Raw genomic sequence first — 20,798 nt, 5'->3', positions numbered from 1 at the left:
CAGGAGCGGCACGTCGTGACATCTCGGCGGAATGTCGGTGGTGCAGAGCAGGATGGCAGCGATGACCGACGTGCTCGACCGCTTCTCCCCCGCGACCCGCGAGTGGTTCCGGGGGGCCTTCGCCGCGCCGACCCGCGCGCAGGAGGGCGCTTGGACGGCCATCAGCCAGGGTGACCACGCCCTCGTCATCGCGCCGACCGGCTCGGGCAAGACGCTCGCCTCGTTCCTCTGGTCGATCGACTCGCTGGCCTCGTCGCCCCCGCCCGACGAGAAGCTGCACCGCACCCGCGTGCTCTACATCTCTCCGCTCAAGGCGCTCGGCGTCGACGTCGAGCGCAACCTCCGGTCGCCGCTCGTCGGCATCACCCAGACGGCCCGACGGCTGGGCACCGAGGCACCCGACATCACGGTGGGCGTGCGGTCGGGCGACACGAGCTCGAGCGACCGCGGCCGGCTCGCCCGCACCCCGACCGACATCCTCATCACGACGCCCGAGTCGCTCTACCTCATGCTCACCTCGCAGGCGCGCGAGACCCTCAAGGGCGTGCAGACGGTCATCATCGACGAGGTCCACGCCGTCGCCTCCACCAAGCGCGGCGCCCACCTCGCCCTCTCGCTCGAGCGTCTCGACGCCCTGCTCGAGAAGCCCGCCCAGCGCATCGGCCTCAGCGCCACCGTGCGCCCGCCCGAAGAGGTCGCCCGCTTCCTGGCCGGCCCGGCACCGGTCACGATCGTCAACCCGCGCGCCGACAAGAAGTTCGACCTGCGCGTCGTCGTCCCCGTCGACGACATGACCGAGCTCGGCACCGCCGCCCCGCTCGAAGGGTCGGCCGCCGGTGCCGCACCCCAGGGGTCGATCTGGCCGCACGTCGAAGAGGGCATCGTCGACCTCATCGCCGCACACCGCTCGACCATCGTCTTCTCGAACTCACGCCGCCTGGCCGAACGCCTCACGGCCCGCCTCAACGACATCTGGATCGAACGCCAGGGCGGCGACCTCGAGACCGCCGTCCGTGCCACCGAGGAGGCGCGGGGCCAGTTGGTCACGGCCGGGACCGTCGGCGTCGACACCGTCGACACCGTCGACACCGTCGACCCCTTCGCCCCGGCACCCGCCGCACAGCGCAACCCGGCCGTCGGAGGCGGGGCGCCGGCCCAGCTCATGGGCGGGTCGGGTCAGACCGCGGGCAGCGATCCCCTGCTCGCCCGAGCCCACCACGGGTCGGTTTCGAAAGACCAACGCGCCCTCATCGAGGACGACCTCAAGAGCGGCCGACTGCGCTGCGTCGTCGCCACGAGCTCGCTCGAGCTCGGCATCGACATGGGCGCGGTCGACCTCGTCATCCAGGTCGAGTCGCCGCCCTCCGTCGCCAGCGGCCTGCAGCGGGTCGGCCGTGCCGGGCACCAGGTCGGCGAGACCTCCCGTGGCGTGCTGTTCCCCAAGCACCGGGCCGACCTGATCCACTCCGCCGTCGCCGCCGAACGCATGGTCTCCGGGCTCATCGAAGAGCTGCGCGTGCCGACCAACCCCCTCGACGTGCTGGCCCAACAGACCGTCGCGGCCGTCGCCCTCGACGAGCTCGACGCCGACGCCTGGTTCGACACCGTGCGTCGCAGCGCCCCCTTCGCCACCCTGCCCCGCTCCGCCTTCGACGCCACCCTCGACCTGCTCAGCGGCAAGTACCCGTCCGACGAGTTCGCCGAGCTGCGGCCCCGCATCGTCTGGGACCGCGTGCACGGCACGCTCACCGGCCGCCCCGGCGCCCAGCGCCTCGCGGTGACGAGCGGCGGCACCATCCCCGACCGGGGCCTGTTCGGCGTCTTCATGGTCGGCGAGAAGGCCGCCCGCGTCGGCGAGCTCGACGAAGAGATGGTCTACGAGTCCCGGGTCGGCGACGTCTTCGCCCTCGGGGCGACCAGCTGGCGCATCGAGGACATCACCCACGACCGTGTGCTCGTCTCGCCCGCCTACGGCCAGCCCGGTCGCGTCCCCTTCTGGAAGGGCGACGGCATCGGGCGGCCGGCCGAGCTCGGCAAGGCCATCGGCGGCTACGTCCGCGAGTTGTCGAACTCGAGCGAGGCCGACGCCACCACCCGCGTCGCCGCCGGCGGCCTCGACGAACGGGCCGCCCGCAACCTCATCGCGTTCCTCGCCGAGCAGAAGGCCGCCACGTCGTACGTACCGACCGACACCACCCTCGTGGTCGAGCGCTTCCGCGACGAGCTCGGCGACTGGCGCCTCATCCTGCACTCGCCGTACGGCATGCAGGTGCACGCGCCGTGGGCGCTGGCGGTCTCGGCCCGCATCCGCGACCAGCTCGGCGTCGACGGCGGGGCGATGGCCGCCGACGACGGCATCGTCGTGCGCATCCCCGACACCGACGCCGAGCCTCCCGGCGCCGAGCTGTTCTCGTTCGAGCTGGACGACCTCGACGAGATCGTCACCGAAGAGGTCGGCGGCTCCGCCCTGTTCTCGTCGCGCTTCCGCGAGTGCGCCGCCCGGGCCCTGCTGCTGCCCAGGTACAACCCCGGCAAGCGGTCGCCGCTCTGGCAGCAACGCCAGCGCTCGTCGCAGCTGCTCGACGTCGCCCGCAAGTACCCGCAGTTCCCGATCGTGCTCGAGGCCGTGCGCGAGGTGCTGCAAGACGTGTACGACCTGCCGGCCCTGATGAGCCTCACCCGCGACCTCGCGAGCCGCACCGTGCGCATCGTCGAGACCGAGACCGAGGTGCCCTCGCCCTTCGCCCGGTCGCTGCTCTTCGGCTACGTCGCCGCGTTCATGTACGAGGGCGACTCGCCCCTCGCCGAGCGGCGTGCGGCCGCCCTGTCGCTCGACTCGAGCCTGCTGCAAGAACTGCTCGGCCGGGCCGAACTGCGCGAGCTGCTCGACGCCGACGTCATCGACCAGCACGAACTCGAACTGCAGCGCCTCGCACCCGACCGTCGGGCCCGAGACATCGAGGGCGTCGTCGACCTGTTGCGCCTGCTCGGCCCGCTGACCACCGACGAGATCATCGACCGCAGCTGGCTCGCGGCGACCCTCGTCACCGGTGACGTGGCCGCCCGCGACGACGCGCACCGCGCGCTCGAGACCGCCCTGACCGACCTCGCCTGGTCGAACCGCGTCCTCCGCTTCACCCACGCCGGCACGGTGCGCTGGGCCGGCATCGAGGACGCGTCGCGCCTCCGGGACGCCCTCGGCGTCGCCCTGCCGATCGGCGTGCCGACCGCGTTCGTCGAACCGGTCGACGACCCGCTGGGCGACCTGATCGGCCGCTTCGCTCGCACGCACGGTCCCTTCACCCCGGCCATGGTCGCCGACCGCCTCGGCCTCGGCACCGCCGTCGTGATGGACACCCTGCGCAAGCTCGCCACCCAGCGTCGCGTCGTCGAGGGCGAGTTCCGGCCGCGGCAGCAGGGCAGCGAGTGGTGCGACTCCGAGGTGCTGCGTCGACTGCGCGGCAAGTCGCTGGCCGCCCTGCGTCACGAGGTCGAACCCGTCGCCCCCGAGACGCTCGGACGCTTCCTGCCCGCCTGGCAGCACGTCGCCACCGGGCTCAAGGGATCGGGGCTGCGCGGCCTCGACGGCGTGGTGCAGGTCGTCGACCAGCTCAGCGGGGTCTCGCTGCCCGCCTCGGCATGGGAGTCCCTGATCCTGCCGGCCCGCGTGACCGACTACAACCCGTCCATGCTCGACGAGCTCACCGCCACCGGCGACGTCATCTGGTCGGGCACCGGCACCCTGCCCGGCAACGACGGCTGGGTCAGCCTGCACCTCGCCGACGGCGCCCAGGTCACCCTGCCCGAACCGTCCGGGGCCGAGACCGACGACCTGCAACGCGAGGTGCTCGCCGCCCTGGCCGGCGGCGGGGCCTACTTCTTCCGGCAGCTCTCCGACGCCGTCGGCAGCACCGACGACGACTCGCTCGTCACCGCCATCTGGCAGCTCGTCTGGGCGGGGCAGATCACCAACGACACCTTCGCTCCCCTCCGCACCCAGGTCGGCGGCGGACGCACGCCGAGGCCGCGCACCCCGACGCGATCGCGCTCGTCGTACCGCAGCCGCGGCCGGGTCGCCATGCCCCGCCAGGCGGGCCCGCCCACCGTCGGCGGCCGCTGGTCGCTGCTGCCCCTGGCCGAACCCGACGGCACCGTGCGTGCCGCCGCGACGGCCGAGATCCTGCTCGAACGGCACGGCGTCGTCACCCGGGGCGCCGTGGTCAACGAGGGCGTCCGTGGCGGCTTCTCGACGGCCTACAAGGTCCTCAGCGGCTTCGAAGAGACGGGTCGCGCCCGCCGTGGCTACTTCGTCGAGGGCCTCGGAGCGGCGCAGTTCGCCACCGGGCCGACCGTCGACCGCCTGCGGTCGTTCGTCCGTGACGAGGGCGACCGCCGTGACGACGACACCCTCGCCGCCGCGGGTCGTCAGCGCGATGTGCCCGTGGTGACCCTGGCCGCCACCGACCCGGCGAACCCCTATGGCGCCGCCCTGCCGTGGCCCGGGCAGACGCTCGACGGGGTCTCCGCCGACGAGGCCGCGGCCGTCGCGAGCGCGGCGGCACGAGCCGCCACCGCGGCGGCGGCGACCACGGCGACGGGAGCCGGGACGCGGGCCGAAGCGGGCTCCGCGGGTGCCGCGACCCGCGCCTCCTCGGGGGGCGGCGGCCGCGCGACGAACGACACCTCAGGAGGCGCGGGCGGCGGGAAGAAGTCGGGTCACCGCCCGGGGCGCAAGGCCGGATCGCTCGTGGTGCTCGTCGACGGGCGACTCGTCGTCTACGTCGAACGCGGCGGCAAGACGGTGCTGACCTTCGGCGAGCCCGACGAGCGCGAGCTCGCCCTGGCCGCGGGCTCACTGGCCGCCACCGTGCGCAACCGCATCGGCAAGCTCGCGGTCGAACGGGTCGACGGCGAGTTCGTGCTGGGCACCGCGCTCGGCGACGCCCTGCGCGACGCCGGGTTCGCACCGACGCCCAGCGGCATCCGGCTGAGGTCCTGACCGATGCCCGAAGGAGACACCGTCTACCGCGCCGCCAAGAACCTCGACGCGGTGCTGCACGGCCAGACGCTCACCGCCAGCGACTTCCGGGTGCCGGCGTTCGCCACCGTCGACCTCAGCGGTGAGGTGATCGACGACGTCATCGCGCGCGGCAAGCACCTGCTGCACCACATCGGCGACCTGACACTGCACACGCACCTCAAGATGGAGGGCTCGTGGCACGTCTACCGGCACGGCACGAAGTGGAAGCGCCCGGCCTACCAGGCGCGCGTCGTGCTCGAGACCGCCGACTGGGTCGCCGTCGGGTTCGACCTCGGCATCGTCGAGCTCGTGGCCCGCGACGACGACGACAGCGTGGTCTCGTACCTCGGCCCCGATCTGCTCGGCCCCGACTGGGACGCCGCGCGTGCCCTCGCCAACCTCGAGGCCGACCCGGCCCGCGAGGTCGGGCTCGCGTTGCTCGACCAGCGGGTGCTCGCCGGGGTGGGCAACGTGTACCGCAACGAGCTCTGCTTCCTCCGGGGCGTCCTGCCGACGCGTCCCGTCGGCGAGGTCGAGAACCGACCCAAGATGATCGACCTCGCGCACCGGCTGATCCAGGCCAACAAAGACCGCGTGGACCGCACCACGACCGGCAACCTCCGCGGCACGACGGACTGGGTCTACGGCCGGGCGGGCAAGCCGTGCCTGCGCTGTGGCACGAAGATCCTGCGGGGCGAACTCGGCGAGAGCGAACTCGAGCTGCGCGACACCTACTGGTGCCCGCACTGCCAGAGCTGAGTCCCGCGTGTGACGTCCCGTGACGCGGTTCAGCGTCGGTCCGAGGCGACGTGCCTACGATCGGCGGCACCCGACGGCCGTACCCGGCGAGCCCGTCAGCGCGAGAGGACGACCATGTCGAACACCAGCACCCCCAGCCCCACCACCCCCGACACCACCAGCCCCCGCGGCCCCGTCACCACCATCGCCGAGCAGGTGACCGAGTTCGACCAGGGCTTCACCGCGCAGATCGGCCCCGAGTTCACCGCGGTCTTCGACGACGAGCAGAGCGCCCTGCGCGAGGCCGGCGTGCCCGACGACGCCGTGAAGCCCGGCGACACCGTCGTCGAGGCGACGCTGCTGACACCCCAGGGCACCGAGGTCTCACTCGCCGAGACCGTCGGTGAGGGGCCGGCCGTGCTGGTCTTCTACCGCGGCGCTTGGTGCCCGTACTGCAACCTGACGCTCAAGACCTACCAGGCCGAGTTGCTGCCACGCCTCCGGGAGCGCGGCGTCGCGCTCGTCGCGATCAGCCCCCAGACCCCCGAGGGCTCCGAGGCGTCGGTGACGAACGGCAGCCTCGAGTTCCCCGTGCTGTCCGACCCGGGCAACGTGCTCAGCGGCGCCCTCGGCATCCGCACCGCACCGAGTGCCGACGCCCGCGCCGTCCACACCCAGCTCGGGTTCGACGTCGCCGACAGCAACGCCGACGCGACGGGCGACATCCCGTTCCCGACCGTGCTCGTCGTCGACCACGACGGGGTGGTCGTCTTCGCCGACGTCCACACCGACTACACGACGCGCACCGAGGTGGACGAGATCGTGGCCGCCCTCGACCTGCTGGAGGCGCGGACGGCCTGACGGCGCCGGCCGGCTCGCGGTCGGCCCGCGTCCGTCAGCCTGCGGCGCCCGCCGCCGTGGGCACCGGCCAGACGTAGTCGAGGTCGGCGGGTTCTCCCGTGAACACCCCGGCGTAGAACTCCGGAGCCTTCGCGAGCAGCTTCGAGCGGTGCGACCGGTGGACGTCCTCCCGGCCGAACCAGGGCGGCAGCTCGAACTCGCCCGCACGGTACGCCGCGGCGTCGGCCGGCACCTCGTCGAGGGTCGCCAGGGTCTTCTCGAGACACGTGTCGGCGAACCCCCGTGCGGCCCAGGCCGCACAGGTCTCGGCCTGGTACGCCATGAGCGCCGGACGATGACCCCGCCACATCGCCGTGACCGGGTGGCTCTGCCAGCCGTAGCCGGGCACGACGAGTGCCCGCATGACCTGAAGGGTCTCGACCCGCTGCTTGCCGAGTCGGCGGTCGTCGAGCACCTCGACGCTGGCTCGCAGGTCCGCGTACGGGAGGAAGGTCTGCATCGGACCAGCCAACACGCCCGAACCCCGGGCCGTCCCCCGGGCCGTCCCCCGGCCCGTCCCCCGGCACCGTCGACCACGGGGACGCGGCAGCGTCCCGGGCGGACGCCACGGGTCGTACCGTCTACGCTCGACGTCGGCGATCGGACGTGCCCACACGGGACGTCCCGCACCGCGCCTCCCCGGGGCGCGGTGCCGGCGACCGGTCGTCGTCGACGGCGCGTACCCGACGCGCCACCGCACCGCCGAGAGGACCCCATGTCGACCCCCGAGCCGAGCTCCCCCGCCACCATCGCCGACCAGGTGACCGAGTTCACCGAGGGCTTCAACGCCCAGATCGGCGCGGACGCCACGAAGGTCTTCGACGACGAGCAGTCGGGTCTGCGCGACTCCGGTGTCCCCGCCGCCGCCGTCCGCGTGGGCGACACCATCGTGGACGCCACGCTCGTCACGACCGCCGGCGACGAGGTCTCGCTGTCGGAGACCGTCGGCGAGGGTCCGGCCGTCCTGGTCTTCTACCGCGGCGCCTGGTGCCCGTACTGCAACCTGACGCTCAAGACCTACCAGGCCGACCTGCTGCCCGAGCTGCGCGAGCGCGGTGTCGCCCTGGTCGCGATCAGCCCGCAGACCCCCGAGGGCAGCGAACGGTCCGTCGCGAACGGCGGCCTCGAGTTCCCCGTGTTGTCCGACCCGGGCAACGTGCTCGTCCGGGCTCTGGGCATCCAGACCGAGCCGGTCGCGGCCGCCCGCGCGGTGCACTCCGGCCTCGGCTTCGACGTCGCCGACAGCAACGCCGACGCGACCGCCGACGTGCCGTTCCCGACCGTCCTCGTCGTCGACCGTGACGGCAAGGTCGTCTTCGCCGACGTCCACGTCGACTACACGACCCGCACCGAGGTCGACCAGGTCGTCGCTGCGGTCGACGCGCTCGACACGCCCCCGGCTTCCTGACCGGCGCCGCACCTCCTGGGCTGCCCCAGACCTCCTGACCGGCGCCGCGCCTCCTGACCCCTAGGAGGCGCGCTCGGCCCGGCCGCGCCGGTCACCCCCCGTGCCGGTCACCCCCGCGGCACACGGCGATGAACCCCGTTCCGGACGACGAACCCCGAAGATTCGGGGTTCGTCTTCCGGAACGGGGTTCGTCGTCGATCGGCGGTGCCGCTCAGCGCGGCTGGCCACCGGCGTCGACGGCGGGTGCCGGGGCGGCGGCGTCCTCGCCGAGCCCGACCCGCGAGTGCCGACGCCCGTAGGCGAAGTACACGACGACGCCGATCACGAGCCAGACGGCGAACCGTGCCCAGGTGAGGGTGGTCAGGTTGAACATCAGCCAGACGCAGAGCACCGCCGACAGGATCGGCAGCACGGGCGACAGCGGCACCCGGAACGCGCGCGGCAGGTCGGGCCGCGTGCGCCGCAGCACGATGACGCCGATGCTGACCAGCACGAAGGCCGACAGCGTGCCGATGTTGATCATCTCTTCGAGGACTCCGACGTCGGTGAAGCCGGCGATCAGGGCGACGACGACGCCGGCGATGACCTGGACGCGCACGGGCGTCTTACGGACGGCCGAGGTCTTCGCGAGCCAGCGGGGCAGCAGGCCGTCACGCGCCATCGAGAAGACGATGCGGGCGAGACCGAGCAGCAGCACCATGATGACCGTGGTCAGGCCGATCAGGGCTCCGATCGCGATGACCTGGGCCGCCCAGCCTACGCCGACCAGGTCGAAGGCCGTGGCCAGGGTCGGGGCCTCGACGGCGGCGAGGTCGCGGTACGACACCATGCCGGTGAGCACGATCGAGACCATCACGTAGAGCACGGTGACGATGGCGAGGCCCAGGAAGATGCCGCGGGGCATGGTCTTCTGCGGGTTCTTGACCTCTTCGGCGCTGGTCGCGACGACGTCGAACCCGATGAAGGCGAAGAAGACGAGCGAGGCACCGGCGAGCAGGCCGAAGACGCCGTACTGCGCGGGCTCGGCACCCGAGACGAACGAGAAGAGGGACTGCGTCCAGACGTCGCCCTCGCCGGCCGGGCGGGGCTGCGACGCGGGGACGAACGGCGTGTAGTTCGACGCCTTGACGAAGAAGAAGCCGACCACGATGACGAACAGCACGATCGCGACCTTGATCACCGTGAAGACGCTGCCGACCCGCGAGCTGAGCTGTGTGCCCAGGACGAGCAGCACGGTGAAGAACGCGACGATGACGAACGGCGCCCAGCTCAGTTCGAGCGGCCCGATCGACAGGCTGTCGGGCACGTCGAGGCCGAAGCCGGAGAACACGGTGCTGAGGTAGATGCCCCAGTACTTGGCCAGGACGGCGGCGCCGGTGAGGGTCTCGAGGATGAGGTCCCACCCGATGATCCAGGCCAGGAACTCGCCGAGGGTGGCGTAGGTGAAGGTGTACGCGCTGCCCGCGACGGGGATGGTCGAGGCGAACTCGGCGTAACACATGATCGCGAGGCCGCAGGTGACGGCCGCGAGGAGGAACGACAGCGTGACGCCCGGGCCCGCGAAGTTCGCGGCGGCGTTGGCGCCCACCGAGAAGATGCCGGCCCCGACCGCGACGGCGATGCCCATGAGGGTCAGGTCGGTGACGCCGAGCGAGCGCTTCAGCCCGTTCTCGGGCCCCGTCGAGTCGGCGAGCGACGACTCGACCGACTTGGTGCGCCACAGGGTGCTGAGCCCCCGGGCCTTGGGGACGGTGCTCATGCTGCCTCCTGGGGTGGTGCGGGCGGGTGGTGCCGACGGTCGGTGTGGCCCCGTCTCGGGGGACGACGCGCCAGCATACCGGCGGACCGGTCGCGTCTCGTAGCATGGCCGGTGGGAGGGGGCGGTGTGAGCGGACGGTCGTGGCAGCCCGAGCGCCCTGGGCGCCCGGCGGCAGCGTGGGAGGCACGGGTCGACTCCCCGACCGCGCCCGCCTCGACTGCCGAACGCCTCCCCGACCGCGATGCCCGCGCCGAGGCCGACGCTCGCGACGAGGGCGACGGGGTCGAGCCGACCGGAGCAGGGAGGCGCGCGCAGCCGCCTCCGCTGCAGGCGGCCGGCCGCCGGGCGGGTCGTGCGCTGCGCCGGGTCTGGACCCGCGCCTCCCGGGGTCGCCGCCTGGGGCTGACGGTCGGCGCCGTCGCCGTGGTGACCGCCCTCGTCGCAGGGGCGGGCCTCGCGATGCAACCGCGGTACGACGAGCCGGTGCGCCCGGCGATGCTGGTCGACGACCTGCGCGGAGAGCCCACGGCGACCGTCTGGCAGACCGACCTGGCCGGCGCCTCGACGCCCGGCACGCCGGAGGGCTGCGTGGCCTGGGGGCGGATCGGCATGGTGGGCGACGACGCGCTGCTCGCGGCCCAGTCGACCGAGTTGTCGGACCGGTGCGGTGGCGCCGGAGGGCGTCTCGCCCGGGTGGACGGCGGCACGGGCGCCCTCGAGTGGAACGCGAACGTGGCCACGGCCCTCGGCCGGGCGGTTCGGTCGGTCTGGGTGACCCCGGACGTCGACGGACGAGCGGCCACCCTGGTCGTCGAGCTCGACGCCGGGTCGACCCTGGCCCGGCTGGACCTGCGGACGGGCGAGGTGACCGACCGGTCCGCGGCCGTCGAATCGGCCGACCGCGACCAGGTGACGCGGATCGAGGAGGTCTCGACGACCAGCGTCCTGGTCTCGCACCAGCCCCGGTCCCGGTTCGGGGCCGACGGCTCGGGGCCGACCACCGACGAGGACGACGTCACGCGGTTCGAGCTCCACGTCCTCGACGATCTCGACACCGTCTCGTGGCAGGGCGACGAACCGTCGCAGGCCACGGTGAGGCTCGTCGACGACGAGTTCTACGTGCTGACGTCGGCCGGGGACGGGTCACGGGTGATCGACGCCGGCACCGGTGACGAGCACCGCCTGCCGGTCGACGACGACACGTACGGCTGGCCCCAGGCGGCCGGCGACCACGTGGTCGTGACGCTCGCCGCGCCCTCCGGGCAGCAGCTCGTCGCCTTCTCGCAGGAGCGGCCGGGCACCGTGGACTGGACGGCCGACCTGTCGGCCGACGCCTCGCTCATCGTGTCGGATCGGTGCGTCACGGTCACGTCCACCGTCGCCAGCGGCGACCCGGTGGTCGCCGGGCCGAGGGACTCGGACGACACGGGCGACACCGCCGACGCGGACGAGCCCGAGGGCCGGGCCTCGATCACCTGCCTGTCGCCCTCGACGGGCGAGACCGTGTGGTCGACGACGGTCCTCGTCGCCAGCGGGCAGACGGTCCAGTCGGGGTGGAACCCCTCGCCGAGCTCCGCGTACGACGAGGTGCAGGTCACCGTCTCACCGTCCAGCGGCTTCGGCGACGAGACGTCGACCGTCACGACGTTCGATGCCGACGACGGGCGCGTGGTCTCCGAGGCGACCCTGCCCGGGTACACGGCACCGCTGGCCCAGGGACGCACGACCGTCTACCTGCAGATCTTCGGGGTCGACGGGCGACTGGCGGTCGTCGCCCTCGACCGGGCCAGCGGCCGAGAGCTCTGGCGGACGGCCCGTGACGGGCTGCTGGCGTCCGAGTTCTGGGGGCCGCACCTCGTCGTGACGACCCAGGACGGACTCATCCGCCGCCTCGGAGACGGCACGGCGGTCGTGGCCGGCGGGTGACACGGCTCGACACAGCCGGCCGGCCGGCATTCCGGGAGAATCGTCCCGGGACCATCCCTTCGGAGGAGGCCGGGGCGCGACGGAGTCGTCCCGACGGCCATCGTCCGCCCCCGACCGGCCAGACCCCGGCCCGAAGCCTTGTCGCCCGGTGTCGACGGCTCCTAGCGTCGGCCGTGGTCGCGGAGTGACGGACCACGTCACCCCGATCGACCGACCTGACGAACGACCGAGGAGACCGACATGAACGACACGACCGACACGACCCACACCCGCGACGCGACCGCGACGACCCGGGGCCTCGGCACCGACCGCTCCGGCACCGCGCGCCGTTCGACCGGCAGCGCCTTCCGCCGGGTGGGGGCGACCGCGGCCGTCGCCTGCGCCCTCGCCGGCTCGATCGCCGGACTCGGGGCACTCGGCGCCCTCGCGGCTCCGGGCAGCTCGCCCGCCGCCCAGGCGGCGTCGGAGCCCACGACGGCGACCGTGCCCAAGGTCACGTACACCGCGGCCGACCTGGCCGCCTTCGCCGCCTCGCCCTACGCCGACGACGCCCTCAACCTCGCGGTCGTCTGGGGAGTGGACCAGACCACGGCGAAGGGCAAGGCGGGAGCCGCACTCACGGCCGGCACGGCGCTGCCCTTCGCGGCGGGTGCAGCCACGACGACGGCCTACACCGACGAGCAACGCGAAGCCGCCTTCTTCGCCGCGGGCACCGACACGACGTTCCAGGACGACTTCACCCAGGCCCTCGGGCTCGCCGTGGCCTGGGGCAGCGACGACGTCGCGACGGCCAAGGCGAAGGTCGGCGGCCTGCTGCTCGCCCACGAACAGGTGCCCACCGCGCCGACCTCGTACACCGACGACCAGGACGCCCGGGCCTTCGACCTCGTCGGCTACGGCGACGCCGAGGCGGCCCAGCTGGCGGGCCTGTGGCAGAGCGACACCCGGTCGGCCGTGGTGCGGGCCGGCGCCGCCCTCCTGGCCGGGGACGACCTGCCCCTCTGACGCCCACCCGCCGACGGGCGACCCGACCGGGTCCTCGACCCGGCGGCAGGACCGGGCGGCCGAGCCGCCGCCCGGTCCGCACGAGCACCCGCACCCGCCCTCCCCACGGAAGCCCCATGACGACCCTCCACTCCCGCATCGGCTTCGAGATCGAGCTGCTGGCCCCGCCCGGATCGAGCCGGCGCACCCTCGCCGACCGTCTCGCGAGCGACCTCGACGGTCAGGTCACCCGCATCTTCCACACGGACTCCGAGCCGTCGCTCGTGCCGGGCATGGGCCACTTCTGGCACCTGACGCCGGGCTACGTCGTCTCCGACGCCCGCGGCGGCCCCGTCGCCGAGCTCGTCGACGACGTCACGCTCGTCGACGACCTCCGCCGTGACCACGAGGAGGCGCGGGCCGGGTCCTCGACGGACACGCGCCCCGCCGACGCGGTCCCGCCCGACGACCGGTCGTACCGTGTGCTGTCCGACGACCCGCGCCTCCTGCGTCTCGTGGCCCGGCACTCGTCCCCCGACACGCCCTTCGACCGCGCCCTCGACGACGCGGCCACCCTCTTCGGCAGCACGGTCGAGACGGTCGGCGCCGTGCGTCGCCTGCGCGACGGCGCGGGCTCGAGCATCGCCCTGGCCTCGGCGCTGGCAGCGGGACGCGAGCGACCGTGCGAGATCGTCACGCCGCCGCTCGTCGCCGACCACGAGGCCGCCCTCGAGGGCCTGCTCGAGCCGGCCCGCGAACTCGGCTTCACGGTGCCCGTCGAGGCGGCCGTGCACCTGCACCTCGACGGTGCCCCGTTCCGATCGGTCGCTGCCTTCTCGAACCTGGTGCGCCTCTTCTCGTGGTGGCACGAGCCCCTGCGGGCCGCGCTGGGGACGAACCCCGCGTGCACGCGCCTGGCGCCGCTGCCGTCCGCCCTGGTCGAGCTCGTCGCCCGCGCGGACCAGACGGGCTCGGCGACGACCCTCGACTGGTCGCAGCTGCAGTCGGCCGCCGCGGGCACCGGGCTGACGAAGTACGCCGACGTCAACCTGACCGCGCTGGTGACCGACCGGCCCGTGCGGGACACCGTCGAGGTCCGCATCCTGCCGGGCACCCTCGACGCCGCGGACCTCACCCGCCGTGCGGGCCTGGTCGAGCGGCTGCTGGCCCGCTGCCTCGAGGCGGAGCCCGTGCCGCGCCCGACGAGCACCGACGCGCGCGGGGCCGCAGCCGAGCTGCTCGACCTGGCCCGCACGGCCGACCCCGCCGGATTGGTCCTTTCGGCCGAGGCCACGGCGCGGGGTCGGCGTTAGCGTGGAGGCCGTGCAGACGAACGGGACCACGACGGCCGGGTGGGGACGCACCCGACTCGTGGTGCTGGCGCTGGTCGGGGTCGCCTACTTCGGCGGGCTCGCCCTCGCTCTGCGACTCGAGTGGTACCCGCAGGCGCTCCCGGGGTACCTCTACCTCGGCGTCGTGGCGCTGGTCGCGTGCGCGGCCCTCGACCGGTGGCCCGTCGAGACGCTGGCCGTCGTCACCGGCTTCACGGCCTACACGACCCTCGCACCCCTCCCCCCGGCGCTGTACGGCCTCTACCTCGGGCCGCCCGTGGCGCTCCTGCCCCTCGCCGTCGTGGTCTTCCTGACCATCTCGGGTCGCGGGCCGGTGTTCGCCAGCGCGGCGACCTTCGCCACCCTGGCCGTGCTCGTCGTGCTGCCCTGGCGTGACGTCGCCGCGGCGGGCGTCCAGGGAGTGCCCCTCTCGCAGGTGCTGCTGTCGGACGTGGGGCAGGACCGTTCGGTCGTGCTCGGCCGGCTCATGGCGTGCGGCCTCGTCGTGGTGGTCGCCCTCCTCCTCCGGCGGCAGCGCGAGGCCACGACCGAGCTCGCGAGGACGAACCGTGAGCTGCTCGTGCTGCGGGCGGGCGAGGTCGCCCGCATCGCCGAGCACGAACGCACCCGCATCGCCCGGGACGTCCACGACGAGGTCGGCCACCACGTCGCCGCCCTGGTCATCCGGGCGCAGGCCGCCCTGCGGGTCGCCGACGAGCACCCCGAGCAGCTGGCCCCGGCCATGAGGGACATCGCCGCGGGCGGGCAGGACGTCCTGGGACGCATCCGCGGGGTGCTGCGCGTGCTCCGGGCGGCACCCGGAGGCGCCACCGGGGCGACGTCGGTCATCGACGAACTGGCGCAGATGACGCACCGCCTGACGTCACTCGGCTACGAGGTCGACAGCGCGGTGCACCTCGACGGCGACGACCTGCCGACCGAGCGTCGCGCCGCGGTCCTCGCCGTGGTGCGCGAGGGAATGACGAACGCGATGCTGCACTCGTCGGCGCACCGCGTGCACGTCACCGTCGACGACACGTCCGGCGTGACGGTCGTCACGGTGACCGACCCGGGACCCGCCCGCGAACGGTTCCCCGACGTGCCCCGAGGCGGAGCCGGCCTGCCGTCCCTGCGCGATCGGGTCGGTGCCCTCGGCGGCTCGCTGGTCGCGGGGCCGGACCCCGAGGGGGCCGGTTGGCAGGTCCGGGCCGAACTGCCGGCGACGGCACCGGCACCGGCACCGGCACCGGCAGCGCCGGCCGCGACGGCTGCCGCGTCGGCACCGGCTTCCGCGTCGACACCGGCTTCCGGGTCGACACCGGCTTCCGGGTCGACGGCAGGGCGGGCGGCATGACGCTGCGGGTGCTGGTGGTCGACGACCAAGCGATCGCCCGAGCCGGGCTCGCGACGATGCTCGACGCCGAACCGGACGTCGACGTCGTCGGGCAGAGCGCCGACGGCGAGGACGCCGTCACCGACGCCCTCGCCCTGAGACCCGACGTCGTCGTGATGGACATCCGGATGCCCCGGCTCGACGGCATCTCGGCCACGCGACGCATCGTGCCGGCGATCGGCTGCGCCGTGGTCCTCATCACGACCTTCGACGACGACGAGCACCTGTTCGACGGCATCGCGGCCGGCGCCTCGGGTTTCCTGCTGAAAGACTCCGGGCCCGACCTCATCGCCGCCGCGGTGCGGTCGGCGGCCCGCGGCGATTCCCTGATCGACCCGGCCATGACGCGGGCCCTCATCGAGCAACGGGTCGCCCCGGCCCCCGCGTCGCCGGACGCCGTGCGCCACCGGGCGGCCCTGGACTCGCTGAGCGACCGCGAGCGGGACGTGCTCGACGCCGTCGCGCGCGGCCTCAGCAACGTCGACATCGCCCGAGAGCTCTTCGTCAGCACGGCCACCGTGAAGAGCCACATCTCGAGCCTGCTGGCCAAGACCGACAGCCGCACCCGCGTGCAGGCGGCCGTCTTCGCGTTCCGCTCCGGCTTCGCCCGCCCCGAGGGTGGCTGAGCCGTCCTCTCAGAGCACCCGGTCGAACCGCTGCGAGGGCCGCCTCAACAACGAGTGCTCGAACGGTTCGCCGGCGGCGACCCACCCCTCGCTCTCGTAGAGCCCGACCGCGGCGACGTTGTCGAGGAGTGCGTGCAACACGGCGCGCTCGTACCCGAGCGAGGCCAGCCGCGCGGTGGCCTCTCTCAGCAGCGCACGCCCCAGCCCTCGCGCCTGGGCGTCGGGAGCGGTCGCCAACAGGCCGAGCACCGGGGCGTCGACCGGGTCTGCGGGCAGGCCGCTGCCCGGGCGGGTCGCGAGCACGAAGCCGTCGACCCCGTCGACGCCGTCCGCGATCAGCCAGACGACGCCCGCGTCGAACTTCGGCCGGGCCCGCTCGGCGACCCCGTCGAACGCCTGCCCGTCGCGCGCCGCGCACGCCGCGACCCAGACCGCCAGGCACGCCTCGAGATCGGCCGCGTCGGCAGGGCGCGTCTCGTGCGACACGAGCTACCCCCGCACCAGCAACGGGAACACGAACACCGCGAAGAGGAAGAACGCCGCCATGACGCCGAACACGACGTAGGTGCCACGACCGACGACGCGCTGGCCGGCGGCCTCTCGGCGCTGGAGCACGCGGCGACGGTAGATCACCTGGATCACCACGAGCACGACGATCGCCAGGGCGAGCAGCGAGATGACGACGGCTTCGATGGCACGGCTCCTTCGAGGGACGGGCGATGACAGGGCGAACGAGCGGCGCCGCTCGGGCACCGACAGGCGGGACCGGACGGCCCGCACCAGCTTAACGGCCGACCCCGGGAGCCCAGGAGGCGCGGGTCGCGACCCCGGGACCGCTCACGGCCCGCCCCCGCACCCGACTCGTAGCATGGCCGGGTGACGGACGACGCCCGACCGAGCGACCAGCCGCTCGCGCGCGCCCGCCGCCGCGGGGCCGCCGTCTGGCACCGCGCCTCCCGCCCTCGTCGGCTCGCGCTCGTGACCGCCGCGGTCGTCGTCGCCGCAGCGCTCGTCACGACCGTCGGCCTGGTCGAGGCACCGCGGTACTCGTCGGCCACCGCGCTCGACGGCGTCGTCGGCGACGACCTGCGGCACGAGCCCGTCCCCGAGTCGTGGACGCTCTCGCCGGCCGACGTCGGCGTGCCGGCGGACCAGGGCCGCTGCCTGCTCTGGCAGGCCGAGCCCGCGGTGGGCCCCGACCGGCTCGGCGGCGACGTCCTCGTCAGCGCCGGCGGCGCCGCGGGCGACGACGGCACGGCGAGCGACGACGACACCGCCGGCGACACCGACTGCCGGTTCGACGGCGGCTTCGGCAGCAGCGCGCAGAGCGTCAGCCGACTCGCCCGCATCGACCCCGCCGACGGCACCGTCCGGTGGTGGGTCGACCTCGGCACCGAGCTCGACGCCGGCAGCGGCTTCGTGCAGGTCTGGCCCGCCGACGACGCCACCGACACGACCCTCGTCTCGACGCTGGGCTTCGGCGGGGACGGGTTCGCCTCGTCGTACGCCCGCCTCGACCTCGGCACCGGCGAGCTGACCGACGTGACCACCTCGCCGAACGGGCGCGCCCGCCTGACCGACGCCACCGCCTCCTGGGCCCTCGTCTCGAGCGACCCGCAGTTCTCGTACCAGGACTCGCGCGTCTACTACGACGCCGAGCCCGGCACGGGCGAGTTCTCGCTCTACGCCGCCGACGACCTCGACACCCCCGTGTGGACGGGCGAGACCACCGGCAGCCAGGACGAAGCGCTGACCCCCGACGGTCTGCTCGTCCTCGACGGCGGTGTCATCACCGCGGTCGACGGACGCACCGGCGAGACGCACGCCTGGGGGCCCGACCTGCCGACCGCCACCACCCTCGTCGTCGACGGCGACCTCGTCGTGGTGGGCCTCGATCCCGCGATCCCCACCTCGACCGACGACACCGACGGCACCGTCGTCGCGCTCTCGCTCGACGGCCGCGAGCTCTGGCGGCACGGCTTCCGTCAGGACCGCGGCGTCCAGACGACCGGCGACTGCGTCGTCTTCTCGACCACGCCCGGGGTGGTCTGCGTCGACCGACGCACGGGTGCCGAGCTCTGGACCACCCCGCCCCGCGACCGCCGTCACGGGCTCGCCCGCGTGACCACCGATCCCGCCGGCGACCGGGGGTCGCTCGTCTTCGCCCAGACCTTCGAACCAGGAGGCGCGGCGGCGGTCTCGGGCGACCTCACGTCGGACGAGGCGGCCGAGCGCACCGTCCGCCTGCTCGACGCGGCGTCCGGCCACGAGGTGGCCCGGGCGGTGGTGCCGGGCGAGTCCCAGATCGCGCTGGTCGGCCGCACGACCGGCTACGCCACGACCGCCTCGAGCGGCCGCACGTCGACGGTCACCGCCTTCGACCTGTCCGACGGCCACCGCCTCTGGCAGCTCGACACCGACCGCGACCAGCTGGGCTTCTGGGGCGGCGCGCTCGTGGCGAACCACCCCGACGGCAGCGTGCAGCGTCTCGTCGACCCGGTGCGCGTCGTCGGCTGACGACCCGCGCCTCCTGCCCTCTGCGCCCTACCGCGCCCCGGCGCTCATGACGTACGCCATCGCGTAGGCCCGCGAGTTGCCGTCGTCGATGCCCGTCTCGGGCAGGTCGGCGAGCGCCGTCAGGGCCGCTGCGGCCTGGTCGGGCCCCTGCAGTGCCGAGTACATCAGCACGTAGTCACCCAGAGGCGTGTCGAAGCCGGACGCGCTCGCCTCGGCGACGACGGCGGCGATCCGCTCGGCACCGCCGGCGGCCGACGACGTCAGGTACGACACCGAGGACGGGCTGAGCGGGATCAGCTGGATGCCCGCGATCGCCGACGGTTCGGCCGAGAACCAGGTGCCGTAGTCGCGTTTGCCGCCCCAGGTCAGCGACACGATCTCGTGGTCGTAGCCGTCGGACGTCGGGCCGGTCAGGTCGGGGTTCAGCCAGTAGGCCAGCGCCGACGAGGCCTCGGCGCTGAGCATCCAGGACGCCTCGTCGCCGAGTGCGTCGTCGCCCGTGGCCGCGGCCCACAGCGACAGGCCGGCGTAGGCGGTGACCGCCTCGGACGACGACTCCTGGTTGTTGCCGTCGGCGAACGGCGAGTAGCCCGAGGCCCAGCTGTGCGACCAGTACGGGTCGAACGCCCGTCGGTCGGGGAAGGACCCGTTGTCGGCGCCCGAGGCGATGTCGGCCGCGAGCAGGTCCATGACGGGGCTCCACCGCTCGGCCAGCTCGGGGTCGTCGGCCGCGACCACGCCGGCGGCGTAGAGGAAGTAGCCGTAGTGGAAGTAGTGGTCGTTGAACTCGTCCGAGCCGAACGAGGCCACCTTGCCGACGACCCCCTTCACGGCGGGGTCGTAGACGAAGCACTCCTGCTCGCGCGTCTCGCAGCCCGAGGGGTCGGTCCAGGTGTCGAGGCGGTCGACGAGGGAGGTGCGGAGGGTGTCGGCCGACGCGTCGTCGCCGAGCTGCCGGGCGAGCTGCAACAGCATCGCCGAGCGGTAGAGCGCCTTGCCGCCGAAGTAGGTGTCCGCCGCGGGGGCCTCCGTCGCCGCGACGTCGGCCTCGACCTGGTCCTCGAGCTGCTGCCTCTGGTCGTCGCTCAGCCCCGAGAGGTCGAGCTCGGTCGAGGCCGTCGTGACCGGTGCGTCGAACGACAGCGTCGAACCGACGGACAACGGGACGGTGCCGTAGATCGTCTCGTAGCTCAGCCCGGTGCCGCCGCCCGTCGCCGCGTCGCCCATGTGCGGGGCCGACACGAGCAGGGTGTCTCCCGCGGCGGCCGTCTCGTAGCCGAGCTCGGTGGTCGACACCGCCGACGACCCGGACCCGGAGGCGCGGTGCGCGGTCGTCACCGACACCAGCGGCGAGGCGGCCGCGTCGAGCACCGTCGCGACCTGGTCGTCGGTGGCTCCGTCGGGCAGCGGCACGAGCACGACCGAGCCGCCCTCGTCGAGCCGGACCGCCGTGCCGTCGAGGCCGCCGCCCGTGACGGCCACGCCCCACGTCGTGTCGCCGATCGTGAGCGTGCCGCGCCCCTCGCCGGCGGTGGTCACGGCCGTGCCGAGGGTGTCGGTCTGCGCGGTCGCGGCGGTGTACGAGACGAGCGGCGAGCCCTCGGCGACGGTCGTGTGACCGAGCACCGTGTCGCCGTCGAGGTGGGCGATCGTGACCGAGACGTCGTCGTAGGCGCTGACCTCGGTCGACGAGGCGCCGACGTCGAGGGTGACGTCGGGCAGGGCGGGCGACACGATCGCCTTCTCGGAGGCCACCGGCACCGGCAGACCCGCGGCGAAGCCGGCCTCCGTCAGCTGGAACGAGATCGGGAACGGGAACACGGGCGTCGGCTCGTCGCCGAACACGAGCCCCGAGAACCAGGTGTTGGTCGGCGGGACGAGCCCGTCGGCGAGGCGCATGGTCGGCACGGCGCCGACCGACTCCTGCGGCAGGGCGGCCACGAGGGGGTCGACCTGAGAGGCGGGGAACACGTCGCCTCCGGCGTCGGGTCGGCCCGTGGTGTCGCCGTCCGTGCCCGAGCCGCCGGTGCACCCGGCCAGCACGAGCACGCCGGCCGTGCCGAGGGCGACACCCGCGGCCACGCGGCGGAGGGTCAGGAGGCGCGGGGCGCGTCGGGTACCGCCCCGCGCCTCCTGGGGGTGACGGGCCGGCCCGGAACCGATCGGTGATCCCGAACGATCCCGTCGGTCGGACCG

15 protein-coding genes are annotated in these 20,798 nt (G+C 73.9%); 10 read left to right on the top strand and 5 right to left on the bottom strand.

The features are described from left to right. The first annotated feature begins 61 nt into the window (after positions 1–61). The 3 genes from AC1MBW_RS07930 (at position 62) to AC1MBW_RS07920 (ending at position 6,619) form a co-directional block, all read left to right on the top strand. A complete protein-coding gene (locus tag AC1MBW_RS07930; protein WP_480024099.1) occupies positions 62–4,999 on the top strand; it encodes an Lhr family ATP-dependent helicase in 4,938 nt (1,645 codons plus the stop codon). A gap of 3 nt (positions 5,000–5,002) precedes the next feature. After that, complete coding sequence (locus AC1MBW_RS07925; RefSeq protein ID WP_054145378.1) at positions 5,003–5,779, top strand: DNA-formamidopyrimidine glycosylase family protein; 777 nt, start codon at positions 5,003–5,005, stop codon at positions 5,777–5,779. A 114-nt stretch (positions 5,780–5,893) separates the two neighbouring features. Continuing rightward, positions 5,894–6,619: a peroxiredoxin-like family protein gene (locus AC1MBW_RS07920; RefSeq protein ID WP_480024098.1), complete on the top strand. Its 726-nt coding sequence runs from the start codon at positions 5,894–5,896 to the stop codon at positions 6,617–6,619. A gap of 34 nt (positions 6,620–6,653) precedes the next feature. Here the strand turns inward: AC1MBW_RS07920 and AC1MBW_RS07915 are convergent, their stop codons facing one another. After that, a complete protein-coding gene (locus tag AC1MBW_RS07915; protein ID WP_480024097.1) occupies positions 6,654–7,118 on the bottom strand; it encodes an MSMEG_6728 family protein in 465 nt (154 codons plus the stop codon). A 255-nt stretch (positions 7,119–7,373) separates the two neighbouring features. On the opposite strand from AC1MBW_RS07915, the gene AC1MBW_RS07910 reads away from it, so the two are divergent. Further along, positions 7,374–8,066, top strand: coding sequence for a peroxiredoxin-like family protein (locus AC1MBW_RS07910; RefSeq protein ID WP_480024096.1), 693 nt, complete (start codon positions 7,374–7,376; stop codon positions 8,064–8,066). A 211-nt stretch (positions 8,067–8,277) separates the two neighbouring features. Here AC1MBW_RS07910 and AC1MBW_RS07905 read toward each other — a convergent pair whose 3' ends face one another. Further along, on the bottom strand, positions 8,278–9,825 hold the full coding sequence (locus tag AC1MBW_RS07905; RefSeq protein WP_480024095.1) for an APC family permease: 1,548 nt from the start codon (positions 9,823–9,825) through the stop codon (positions 8,278–8,280). A gap of 126 nt (positions 9,826–9,951) precedes the next feature. Here AC1MBW_RS07905 and AC1MBW_RS07900 point away from each other — a divergent pair, with 126 nt between their 5' ends. From AC1MBW_RS07900 to AC1MBW_RS07880, 5 genes are all read left to right on the top strand, one after another. Further along, complete coding sequence (locus tag AC1MBW_RS07900; RefSeq protein WP_480024094.1) at positions 9,952–11,751, top strand: PQQ-binding-like beta-propeller repeat protein; 1,800 nt, start codon at positions 9,952–9,954, stop codon at positions 11,749–11,751. Positions 11,752–11,991: 240 nt separating this feature from the next. Then, positions 11,992–12,756: a hypothetical protein gene (locus AC1MBW_RS07895; RefSeq protein ID WP_480024093.1), complete on the top strand. Its 765-nt coding sequence runs from the start codon at positions 11,992–11,994 to the stop codon at positions 12,754–12,756. A gap of 116 nt (positions 12,757–12,872) precedes the next feature. Next, complete coding sequence (locus tag AC1MBW_RS07890) at positions 12,873–14,048, top strand: amidoligase family protein (protein ID WP_480024092.1); 1,176 nt, start codon at positions 12,873–12,875, stop codon at positions 14,046–14,048. 10 nt (positions 14,049–14,058) lie between these two features. Beyond that, positions 14,059–15,420: a sensor histidine kinase gene (locus AC1MBW_RS07885; RefSeq protein WP_480024091.1), complete on the top strand. Its 1,362-nt coding sequence runs from the start codon at positions 14,059–14,061 to the stop codon at positions 15,418–15,420. After that, positions 15,417–16,085 carry a response regulator gene (locus tag AC1MBW_RS07880; RefSeq protein ID WP_480024090.1) on the top strand — a complete coding sequence of 223 codons (669 nt, stop codon included), beginning with the start codon at positions 15,417–15,419 and terminating at the stop codon, positions 16,083–16,085. Before AC1MBW_RS07885 ends, AC1MBW_RS07880 begins: the two co-directional genes overlap by 4 nt. Before the next feature lie 9 nt (positions 16,086–16,094). Here AC1MBW_RS07880 and AC1MBW_RS07875 read toward each other — a convergent pair whose 3' ends face one another. Then, positions 16,095–16,571 (bottom strand): N-acetyltransferase family protein, encoded by a 477-nt coding sequence (locus tag AC1MBW_RS07875; protein WP_480024089.1) that lies wholly within the window; start codon positions 16,569–16,571, stop codon positions 16,095–16,097. 3 nt (positions 16,572–16,574) lie between these two features. Then, entirely contained in the window at positions 16,575–16,838 is a 264-nt protein-coding gene (locus AC1MBW_RS07870; protein ID WP_480024088.1) for a hypothetical protein, read from the bottom strand. Positions 16,839–16,961: 123 nt separating this feature from the next. Between AC1MBW_RS07870 and AC1MBW_RS07865 the strand changes: the two genes are divergently transcribed. Continuing rightward, positions 16,962–18,602 carry an outer membrane protein assembly factor BamB family protein gene (locus AC1MBW_RS07865; RefSeq protein WP_480026060.1) on the top strand — a complete coding sequence of 547 codons (1,641 nt, stop codon included), beginning with the start codon at positions 16,962–16,964 and terminating at the stop codon, positions 18,600–18,602. 27 nt (positions 18,603–18,629) lie between these two features. Here AC1MBW_RS07865 and AC1MBW_RS07860 read toward each other — a convergent pair whose 3' ends face one another. Then, a complete protein-coding gene (locus tag AC1MBW_RS07860) occupies positions 18,630–20,684 on the bottom strand; it encodes a glycosyl hydrolase (protein ID WP_480026059.1) in 2,055 nt (684 codons plus the stop codon). Positions 20,685–20,798: the final 114 nt, after the last annotated feature.

It is taken from the genome of Frigoribacterium sp. AP1 (assembly GCF_056680555.1).
The sequence above is the reverse complement of the archived record's forward strand: the minus strand, read 5'-3'. Positions and strand labels throughout refer to the sequence as shown.